This is a genomic window from Anaerostipes sp. AF04-45, assembly GCF_003461725.1.
GTDB lineage: Bacteria > Bacillota > Clostridia > Lachnospirales > Lachnospiraceae > Anaerostipes > Anaerostipes caccae.
Genome location: NZ_QTXQ01000008.1, coordinates 177990 through 188009 on the forward strand (window position 1 = coordinate 177990; position 10020 = coordinate 188009).

At 44.7% G+C, this 10020-nt stretch carries 7 protein-coding genes; all 7 read right to left on the minus strand.

Annotated elements, in window-relative coordinates:
- Positions 1-54: 54 nt before the first annotated feature.
- Complete coding sequence (locus DWV34_RS13220; protein WP_118476445.1) at positions 55-2745, minus strand: InlB B-repeat-containing protein; 2691 nt, start codon at positions 2743-2745, stop codon at positions 55-57.
- A gap of 89 nt (positions 2746-2834) precedes the next feature.
- A complete protein-coding gene (locus DWV34_RS17420; RefSeq protein WP_187115056.1) occupies positions 2835-2981 on the minus strand; it encodes a hypothetical protein in 147 nt (48 codons plus the stop codon).
- Positions 2982-3299: 318 nt separating this feature from the next.
- On the minus strand, positions 3300-4451 hold the full coding sequence (locus DWV34_RS13225) for an iron-containing alcohol dehydrogenase (RefSeq protein ID WP_118476447.1): 1152 nt from the start codon (positions 4449-4451) through the stop codon (positions 3300-3302).
- A gap of 36 nt (positions 4452-4487) precedes the next feature.
- A complete protein-coding gene (locus DWV34_RS13230) occupies positions 4488-5273 on the minus strand; it encodes a 5-deoxy-glucuronate isomerase (RefSeq protein WP_118476449.1) in 786 nt (261 codons plus the stop codon).
- 15 nt (positions 5274-5288) lie between these two features.
- Positions 5289-7226, minus strand: coding sequence for a 3D-(3,5/4)-trihydroxycyclohexane-1,2-dione acylhydrolase (decyclizing) (gene iolD / locus DWV34_RS13235; RefSeq protein WP_118476451.1), 1938 nt, complete (start codon positions 7224-7226; stop codon positions 5289-5291).
- Between the two features lie 6 nt (positions 7227-7232).
- Positions 7233-8249 (minus strand): 5-dehydro-2-deoxygluconokinase, encoded by a 1017-nt coding sequence (gene iolC / locus DWV34_RS13240; RefSeq protein ID WP_039947039.1) that lies wholly within the window; start codon positions 8247-8249, stop codon positions 7233-7235.
- Between the two features lie 549 nt (positions 8250-8798).
- Complete coding sequence (locus tag DWV34_RS13245; protein ID WP_118476453.1) at positions 8799-9830, minus strand: LacI family DNA-binding transcriptional regulator; 1032 nt, start codon at positions 9828-9830, stop codon at positions 8799-8801.
- Between the last annotated feature and the right edge of the window lie 190 nt (positions 9831-10020).

The following is a 10020-nucleotide window of genomic DNA, read 5'->3' on the forward strand; positions in this document are numbered from 1 at the left end:
CTCAGAGCCCAGACAGGCAGCCACTAAAAGAACATTGACTGCCTGTCTGCAAGTTTATTTCTTTGTTCTTCTCCAAAGTCCGCATGCCAGCCCCGCTTCTGAAACTGTACATAAAATCAAAAGATACCCTTTTCCCCCGTCGCTCGTCTCTGCGATAGTTCTCTCTACTTTCTTCTTTTCAGGTACCTCTCTGTATCCCCATGTATTCCCGCTCTCCCGGTCTGTTGTCTCCGTTTTTTCTGAAGTGTTTTCACTGTCAGCCGGATCTTCTTCCGGTGTGATCTCCCATTTTGCTCTTAAAACTATATTCTGATGGACCGGCATGTTAAAATCCCATAGTACTTCTCTGCCATCATCATCTGTAACATACCATCCTTTGAATGTATAGCCTTCTCTTACAGGGTCCTTTGGCTCTACTGCTGTCTTTCCGCCTTCAATGATCTGGTCCCGCGGAGCATTTTCGCCGCCGTTGGGATCAAAACTTACCACATGGCTTCCGGTCAATGTCACTTTGACTGAGGCACTGCCTCCCTCTATTACAAATGTGAAATCAAAAGTTCCTGTCTTTCCTGCTGCCTTAGCCTCATTGATTATCTGAAGCTGCTTTTCGTCAACGCACAGGTCTGCATTGTCGCCATATTGATCTTTGCCCTTTGCCTCACATAAATCAATCATATCTTTTACGGCAAGCTGTTCTCCTCCTGTTTCCAAAACCACATCATTGGCGCCGATAAACGGATTGATATTTTCTTTGCCGTAATCTGCGCTGTCACTGCCTCTCTGACGCAGAAAAACGGTAATCTTCACATCTGTTCCCTCCGGCGTCCGGAACGTAAGCGGATATCCCCCAATCTCACCTGCTATTTTAGCATCATTGATACATTTAACTTCTTCCAAATCCGCAAATCCAATGTCTTTTAAAGCAATCTTCTGACCCGTGTTATCCTCTGCTTTTACCCTGGAAATCTCTTTCAGCTGTTCCTCTGTAAATGCCTCTCCTCCGGTTTTGCTTATGATATTTTTAGCCTTGATAATCTCCCCATTGTCAGGATTCTCTTCGGCTTCATCAAACGTACCGTTTAACGTTACCCTGACCGTAACAGAAACACCGTCCGGAGCCGAAAAAGTAAGATCAAAAATTCCGGATTTTCCATCTGCCTTCGTCTTGTTAATCTTCTGCACTTGTTCCTGATCAAGCTGAAAATCTTTCAGTTCTATATTATTTCCTTCCTGATCTTTCCCTTTTACCTGCCCATACTGTTTCAGCTGTTCTTCTGTAAACGGATCTCCTTCGCTGTCTTTTTCAAAATGGTTGGCTCCGATCAGCGAAATCGGATCTTCTTCTTTATAATCCTGCGCATCCGTACCGTTGTTTCTCAATGAAACTGTAACTGTCACCTTTGTACCACTTTCCGTGCGGAAAGTCAGAAAAAAATCCCCTGTCTTTCCTTCCTTCTTAGCCTGATTGACCGCACTAAGCTGGCTTTCGTCATCCAGAAGCAATTTCTGGTCATCTATAGTATTTCCGTTTTTGTCTTTTGCAGTGACTTTCGCCAGAGTCCTGATCTGTTCCCGGCTGAATCCCTCTCCGCCTGTCCTGCTGATGACATGATTTGCGCCGATCTGTTCTTTTGTTGCAGAATCAATACTGTTACTGTCCCTGAATGGTCCAAAATATACTTGTGTGAAAAAGTTTCCCACAGAAAAGGAACTCTCCGCTGCAAACGGGGTGTTCTCTGTAAATATAAAGTCCGTCAGAGATGTCCCATCCTGTACGTATCCCTGATAACCGGTTTCCGGTGCAGCCGTAATCCCTGATACCTTTCCGTTTCCTGCCGCAGATCCTATTCCAGGCATTTTTGACTTAGAATCGCCGATGGCTGTCACAACTGTATCTCCTCCGCTGATACGGATATTGCGTGTGATCATAGAATCACCAGGATCTCCCATGGAAGCGCCGATTCCCGGGGCATTTTCTCCTCCCCGGGCTTTGACAACCCCTCCGCTGATGTAAACTCCATCGACTTTGGTCCCATATCCTGATCCGATGCCGGAACCATGGCTTGTCCCTATGGCTTCTACATTTCCTCCCTTGATATAAATATCTTTGGCATAACATGATGAAACATAATGTTCCGTCCAGCAGGCAGCCCCGATCGCCGGGCAGTGTTCACCTCCAAGAGCTGTGATATTACCTCCCTCGATCGTAAAATTACAAAAACCGGATTCCTTTGGATTCGTTCGGTTCTTTATGCTGTTTCCCAAAGCTCCCACATGATATCCTACGCCTTGTACCGTGATACTTCCGCAGGCTGCATCGCATTTGTGCCCTTTTTGTCCGCTGTTTACACACCTCAGTGTAAGACTTCCATCCATGCCGTCCTTCGTAAGGGCATTGCTCTGATCTTTTGTACAATATAGGCGGTTTTTTCCAACCAACGTAATAGTCACATCTGCATGAGAAACATTCAGACTATCCGTTGTGGCACAGGAAATGTCTGCATTTTCAAATGTTAGCTCTGTCTTCACTTTAGACTCAACGACAATATTGTATTTTGTAGTCTTCCCAGTGATCCGGTATCCCTGCGGATTCAGGGCACCGCTGTCAGCCGGAGTATCGCCTACCAGAGCACCGGTGGCAGTGATCCTGATATTCCCTCTGCTTACATCCAGAAGAACCTGCCCGTCCTTTGCTTTCTTTACTGCATGCTTTCTCTGTTTTCCTGATTTCTCCTCAGTTTTCAATTCGGATTCATCTTTAAACGATTCCTTCAGCTCCGGTATTTCCTCCGTGTTCGCTGCTTCTTTTGTTTTTGTCTGTTCCGGTTCCCGGGTTAATTAATGTACTTCAGTTCCGTAAATATCCCCCCGGATTTTCCAGACATTTCCTGATCTTCTGCTCTCAAAATCGTTCCGGCTCCGGTTCCCACAGCCAGAATCAGTGCGGCCGCCACGATCCGTCTCTCCCATGGTTTCTTCATTCTTTCTCATCCTTTCCATTGCCTTTCAGCGCGCTCTTTCGGGCAATAAATAAATTTTGTCTCTATAAGAACCTTGTCCTCAAAAAAGGGTTAGATAAAGATTGATTTTTTAAAAAGAAGCATGGACCCAGGAGAAAGAAAGGTCCATGCTTCTTACTATGCAGATCAATACTTAACAATTCATTTTAAGCCAGGTATTGGAGGGTTTGGCTTTAAGTATATCTTTTGATTGTTTTTATTTTTAGGAGTTTCAGTGGCATAAATCTGCATTGATCTATATTTAAGTACGTAAAACGCACGTACTTACTGCGTTGGAATTTACCACAGATTGCGGTAAATTTCTTTGATATCTTCTGCAGTGATGTCTTTTCTTGTGTTGGACGGGCTTCCGCTGTCCATGGCATCGTTGGCCATCTTGTCGATCACACCGAAGAATTCTTCTTTATTGATTCCATATTCCTCTAAGGAAGGAGTTTCAAGCTCATCGCAGATATCCACAACTGCCTGAAGGAATTTTTCACTTGCTGCCTGGTCTGTATCAGTCTCAGCTGCCACATTAATCGCTTTGCCAAGTTCACCAAAACGGTCATAAGCTCCATCCAGTGCATAGATAAAGCACTCTTTTAAAAGCATAGCATTGGAAAGTCCGTGTGCAACATGGAACATGGCACCGATCGGACGGCTCATTCCATGCACTAAGGTTACTGACGCATTGTTAAAAGCGATTCCTGCTTCCAGCGCCGCAATTGACATCTGTTCTCTTGCTTCTACATTCTTTCCGTCTTTGAATGCGGCAGGAAGATACTTGAAAATTCTTTTGATCGCAGAAAGCGCAAATGTATCGGATAATGGCTGTGCCAGCTTTGATGTATAAGCCTCTGCCGCATGAGTCAGGGCGTCAAGTCCTGTAGCCGCAGTGATCTTAGGAGGTGCAGTCATTGTAAACTGAGGATCGATGATGGCAAGATCCGGCATTAAAACAGCGCCTTTGAGCAGCATCTTGATATCATTTTTTGTATCTGTGATGATGGTAAACTGAGTTGCCTCAGAACCTGTACCCGCTGTGGTAGGAATGGCAACAAGTGTCGGTGTTTCCTCTGTGATCACTTTTCCCATGTAATCAGAAATCTGTCCGCCGCTGGTTACCAGTGCACCGATCGCTTTCATAGAGTCAATCGGGCTGCCGCCTCCAAGAGCGACAATAAAGTCACATCCTTCTTCTTTATAAAGATTAAGGCCCTCTTCGATCATTGTGTCGGTCGGCTCACCGTTGATCTCACTGTAGATCACATATTCAATGTTCTGGTTTTTTAAAGCAGTTTCTACTTTTGCTGCGTTTCCAAGCTCGACCATCACCTTATCTGTAACAATCAGCGCCTTTTTGCCGAGAGTTCCTAATTTTCCTTCTGCCATATCGAGTGCGCCTTCGCCAGTATAAATCTGGCCCGGCGCGATAAATTCTCTTGCCATATTCTTATCCTCCTATGCTTTCTGATATTTTTCTGTTTAAAATTCCGCATCATGAAGCCATACGTAGCGCTCATCTTCATTTCTGTCTGTCTGGAGCCACGGATTTCCGTCGAGATGGCGGATCATCCAGCAGGTATACATCTGGTATCCCGGAGCAACTGCCTGGGGATGGAGTTCTCCTCCCGGAATCGCCGAAAAGCTTCCGTCTGTGCTCTTGAATACCTGGTCACCCACAAAGCTCGCCCCGAATCCTTCCGGATGGTCAAACAGGAAGTAATAAGTTTCCGGCTGCGGATGTCTGTGAGGAAGATATCCTGACCAGTTCCCGCGGTCATTTAAAACCTCACCCAATACCATGTTAGAGTATGGCGCAATGTCATGGTCAAAGATGGTATTGACACGGCGTTTCGCAACATTTCCGAACTTTCCTACGCAGGAATATCCCCAAGGAGCATCTTCCGGCGCATACAGTTTACTCTCAAATGTCTGGTCATTCATTGTGGACTGTACCAAGATTTCAGAGTCTGCTTTTGCTTCCACTATGACTTTGGCTCCTGTACAGATATGTACTGCCCAAGGTCCTTCTGTAAACACATCTTTTCTTGTAACTTCTTTGGAAGTTTCATCAAATGAGAAAACTACATCTCCTTTCAGCAGGAGGACCGCCGTCTCTTCCCCTGCCCTGCAGAAGGTCTTCACATCCCCCGCATTTAAGCGGAAGACGCGAATATCCATCAGCATTTCTTTATATTCATTATCGTATGTTGTTAAAACTTTTTCCCCGTTTGCATCAAATTCAGGATAGCCGAATACCTTTCCCATTATCATACCTCTTTTCTAATACTGTCTTGCGTTTGCACGGCCTTCTAATACTCCTTCACATGCTTTTCGCACGCTTTCTTTCTCAGAAGTTGTTGCAATGCCTACATTCCACCAGGATTTATAACCATCTGTCATCGTCTTAGGGATTACCTTTAAGTCGATCAGAGTCGCAACATCCTGTTTCTTTGCGTCGATCAGCGCCTCTTCCAGTTCTTTGATCGTTCTTACACTGTATGTCTTGAGTCCGTATCCCTCTCCGACTTTTGCATAGTCAACCGGGATCAGATCCCCTTTGATTTCATTTTTTTCGTCGCGGTATCTGAACTCTGTCGCAAGACTTCCCACACCATGGTTCATTTGAAGGTTGTTGATACATCCGAATCCGCAGTTGTCAAACACGAGGATATTGATCTTCTGTTTTTCCTGCATTGCCGTCATGATCTCACTGTGCAGCATCTGGAAGCTGGCATCTCCGACGACCACATAGGATTCGTGCTCAGGCTCTGCCATCTTCACTCCGAGAGCGCCTGCCACTTCGTATCCCATGCAGGAGTAACCATATTCAGCATGGTATCCGCCCCGTTTGTCCGTAGTCCAGATCCTCTGCATACAGCTCGGCAGACTTCCCCCTGCTGTCACAATATTAGCGTCTTCATCAATGACCTCACGGATTTTGCACAGTGCGGCAGTCTGAGTGATAAGTCCCCCTGTAAGTTTTACGTATTCAGGAATCGTACGCGGATCTCTCGCTTTGATCTCCGGCTCAAAGTTATCTCCTGTATACTCAATATTCGCAAGGCGGTCCATTTCTTTATCCCAGGCTGCCTTTGCGTCCTGGATCTCTGTTGTGTAAGCAGACTTGTATCCTTCCTCTTTTAGTCTGGCAGAAAGAGCTTCCACTGTCACTTTCGCGTCTCCGACAGCTTTCACTGCATCCATTTTATATGCATGGTATTTATTGTTGTTGATCGTCACTATTTTCACATCAGGATTTTTGAACTGTCCTTTGGATCCTGTTGTAAAGTCTGAAAGCCTGGTTCCCACTGCAATGACCACATCAGCTTCATCAGCGATGGTATTGGCAGCCAGGGTTCCTGTTACACCAATTCCTCCTAAGCAGTAAGGGTGGCTTGACTTGCAGGCGCTTTTTCCTGCCTGGCTCTCTCCGAACGGAATGTTAAAGTCTTCGCAGAATTTTTCTACAGCTTCTCCTGCCTCAGAATACTTCACGCCTCCGCCTACGATCACTAACGGATTCTTTGCTTCTTTAATAATATTAACAAGGTCCTCGATCTCTTCTTTTACTGCGCAGGGTCTTGTGATCCTATGTACACGTTTTTCAAACAGGTAGTCAGGGAAATCATAAGATTCTCCTTCTACGTCCTGGGAAAGTGCGATGCAGACGGCACCTGTCTCTGACGGGTCTGTGAGAACACGCATTGCGTTTACCATAGCTGTCATCAGCTGTTCCGGACGGATGATTCTGTCCCAATATTTACAGACCGGTTTGAATGCATCATTTGTTGTTATTGAAAGGCTGTCGCTTTTCTCTAACTGCTGAAGCACCGGGTCCGGCTGTCTTGTGGCGAATGTATCGGCAGGCAGGACCAAAAGCGGGATATTATTGACGGTTGCCGTAGCCGCTGCTGTCACCATGTTTGCTGCTCCAGGTCCTACGGAAGACGCACATGGTATGATTTTTCTTCTATTGTTCTGTTTTGCATAAGCTGTTGCAACATGGCACATTCCCTGCTCATTTCGCCCCTGGAGAACTTTTAAACTTCCCGGGTTGGTGTCCAGGGCTTCTCCCAATCCAACGGCAATGCCGTGTCCGAAGATGGTAAAGATGCCTTCTACAAATTTTGTTTCTTCCCCGTCAAATTCCACATACTGATTGTCAAGGAACTTCACAAGAGCCTGTGCTACTGTCATTCTGGCTGTACTCATTTTCATATCCTCCTATACTCTCGCAATCATTTCGCCGTATTTTTCTTTTGTCTCTCGGATAAAATCTTTGACTTCCTGAGGGTTTGGAAGCTCTTCTGAACAGGAATGGCTTCTCACCATCATAGCCGCTTCCGCGCTTCCGAATTCCAGACACTCGATCATATCCCATCCTTCAAAGACTCCATATAAGAATCCGGATGCATAGCCGTCTCCGCCTCCGAAGCCTTTTAATGCCTCAACCGGGAACGGTTTGATTGAATAGTCATTTCCGTCATTGGTATATGCTGTAGATCCCTTCTTACCGTGCTTGATGACAACGATCTTTGCATTCTCATTGTTCCATGCCTGTGCAGATTCTTTGTCTGATCTGCCCGGTTTTATCAGTTTTTCTGTCAGGTCAAATTCTTCTCTGGATCCCATAATAATATCTGCCTCTCTGGCTACTAAAGAGTAGTAGATTGAGATTTCATCAGAATTTTTCCAGTTGTATTCTCTATAGTCAATATCGAAGATGATCTTTGTATCATTTTTCTTAGCAAGCATCACTGCTTTTAACACCGCTTCTCTGGACGGGCTCTGCGCCAATGCAGTTCCGGAAACCAAGATTGCTTTCGTGTTCTTTATGTATTCTTCGTCGATGTCATCCACAGATAACTGCAAGTCTGCGATACAGTTGCGGTACATTAAGATACTGCTTTCCTCTCTGGAGAGGATTTCTGTAAAGGTGAGTCCAAGTTTTTCTCCGTTGGTACATTTTGAAATATGGGATGTATCGATTCCTTCTTTATCAAAAAAATCTACTACGTACTCTCCGAACTGGTCGTCGGACACTTTTCCGATAAATCCTGCTTTCTTTCCGTGTCTCGTGATCCCCACCGCGATGTTTGCAGGTGATCCTCCCACATACTTCTTAAATGTGGTGCACTCGGATAACGGATGGAAATAGTCTACCGGATTAAAGTCGATGGCTACCCTTCCGATGAGCACTAAATCCATTGGTCTTGTCTGGTCAAATTCAACATACTTCATAACTTTCACCTCAGTTTTGTTTTCCACGCTCACTGCGTGTTATTTGCGTGTTTTATTGTTTTATTCACTCTTTTAAAATGCGTTTTGTGTGCTTTTCTTTATGTGTTTATATTATCACGCACGCTATTTGTGTGCAAGCACTTTTTATAAAAAAGATTGTTTTTGCTACATTTCACAAATGTATACACGCTTCTTGAGTATTATTGCACAATTATATAGCACGCATAAGCACGCAAAAATACAAAAAAAGAGGATTGAAACACTATGATTCTATGTTTCAATCCTTATTCAACTATGGCAAAATAACACCTTCTCTTGTTAAGCTGTCATCTTCAGCAGACTCTGCGGCCATGTTCCACATATTCCAACGTAAATTTTTTAGCACGATTGGAGGAGCCCATTTCAAAACGTGACGAAAATAGTAATAAAAAACTGTCGTTGAATCGTTCTGTTTGTTTAATGGATACTTATCCAGTAGATATTAAGTCCATTTTCCACATGATTGGAGTGAGGCATTCTAAGAGCCGAACGGAAATCATGTGGAAAATGTCATACATTATATTTATTTTTTATCTTTATATCTGTATAGATATGGTCCGTCTCCGGCATCTGTCCTTTTTGGATCATGTTATACAGAAGATTCGGAGGCCGGTATCCCTGTTCGTATCCTTCCTGATCAATCAAAAAATCATACCGGTCTTCTTTCAGTGCTTTCGTATTTTTCGGCGTGGCGTCATACACTATGACATAAGGGCGTTTCTCAAGTTTCAGTTTCTCGAAAGCCAGACACACCCCGGCCTGCCCGCCGGATGCCACAAAGACACCGGAAAGATCCGGGGCGATCGCCATCGTATTCTCAATGATCTTCTGCACTTCCCTCGTCTCGTCAAAACTGCTCTGGACTCCGAGCAGTTCCATGTCAGGATATGCATTCTTAATCTCCTGTACGAATCCCTCCACACGCAGGCTGTTTACACTGTTAGTGAAAAACCCTGTGATCACAAGGACCTTCCCTTTTCCCCGTGTCAGCATTCCCATGAGTCCCGCGGCAGTACGGCCGCTTTTTTTGTTATCCAGACCTACAAAGCAAGATCGTTTTGTGCCAACGATATCTGAGTTGAATGTTACTACCGGAATTTCTTTTTCTTCCATCAAGCGGTTCAGCCGTTCTCTCACATACTCTGACTGCACCGGCATGATCGCAAGGCCGTCGATCCCTTTTGATTCCAACTCATCAATCGCTTCCATCTGAGCCTCTTCATCTACTGATTCTATATCCTTTAATAAAAGTTCCACTCCTAAATATTCAAGTTCTCTCCCCGCATCCCGGATTCCCTCTTTGACCGGAATCATAAAAGAAGCCTCGGAGAGCTGGGTGATAACTCCGATTTTTATATGTTTGTCCGGATTCTGCGTGTTCTTTTTAGACTTTCTGTTGGAATGGTAGTCCAGTTCTTTGGCAATCGCCAGAATCCGCTCCGCCACTTCCGGCTTAATCCTGCCCCTGTTATTCAGCGCCCGGTCCACAGTACCACGGGAGACTCCGGCACGTTCTGCAATTTCTTTGATTGTTCCTGCCATGTGCTTTCCTCACTTTTTTCTTAAATTTTGACACATTGCACGCATTTGTTTTATTATAACCTCGCCTCTTACAAAAGTAAAGGTTTATCCCGTCTCCTGCCATTGCAAATCATACATAAAAGGATTATACTATGAATTGATGTTGTATCATAAAAGTTGACACCCTATTCTCAAGGACTTTGATATATAA

Coding starts and splice junctions, on each gene's coding strand:
- iolC (WP_039947039.1), bottom strand. CDS start 8,249: ATGAAGTATGTTGAATTTGACCAGACAAGACCAATGGATTTAGTGCTC.
- DWV34_RS17420 (WP_187115056.1), bottom strand. CDS start 2,981: ATGAAGAAACCATGGGAGAGACGGATCGTGGCGGCCGCACTGATTCTG.
- DWV34_RS13225 (WP_118476447.1), bottom strand. CDS start 4,451: ATGGCAAGAGAATTTATCGCGCCGGGCCAGATTTATACTGGCGAAGGC.
- DWV34_RS13230 (WP_118476449.1), bottom strand. CDS start 5,273: ATGGGAAAGGTATTCGGCTATCCTGAATTTGATGCAAACGGGGAAAAA.
- DWV34_RS13245 (WP_118476453.1), bottom strand. CDS start 9,830: ATGGCAGGAACAATCAAAGAAATTGCAGAACGTGCCGGAGTCTCCCGT.
- iolD (WP_118476451.1), bottom strand. CDS start 7,226: ATGAAAATGAGTACAGCCAGAATGACAGTAGCACAGGCTCTTGTGAAG.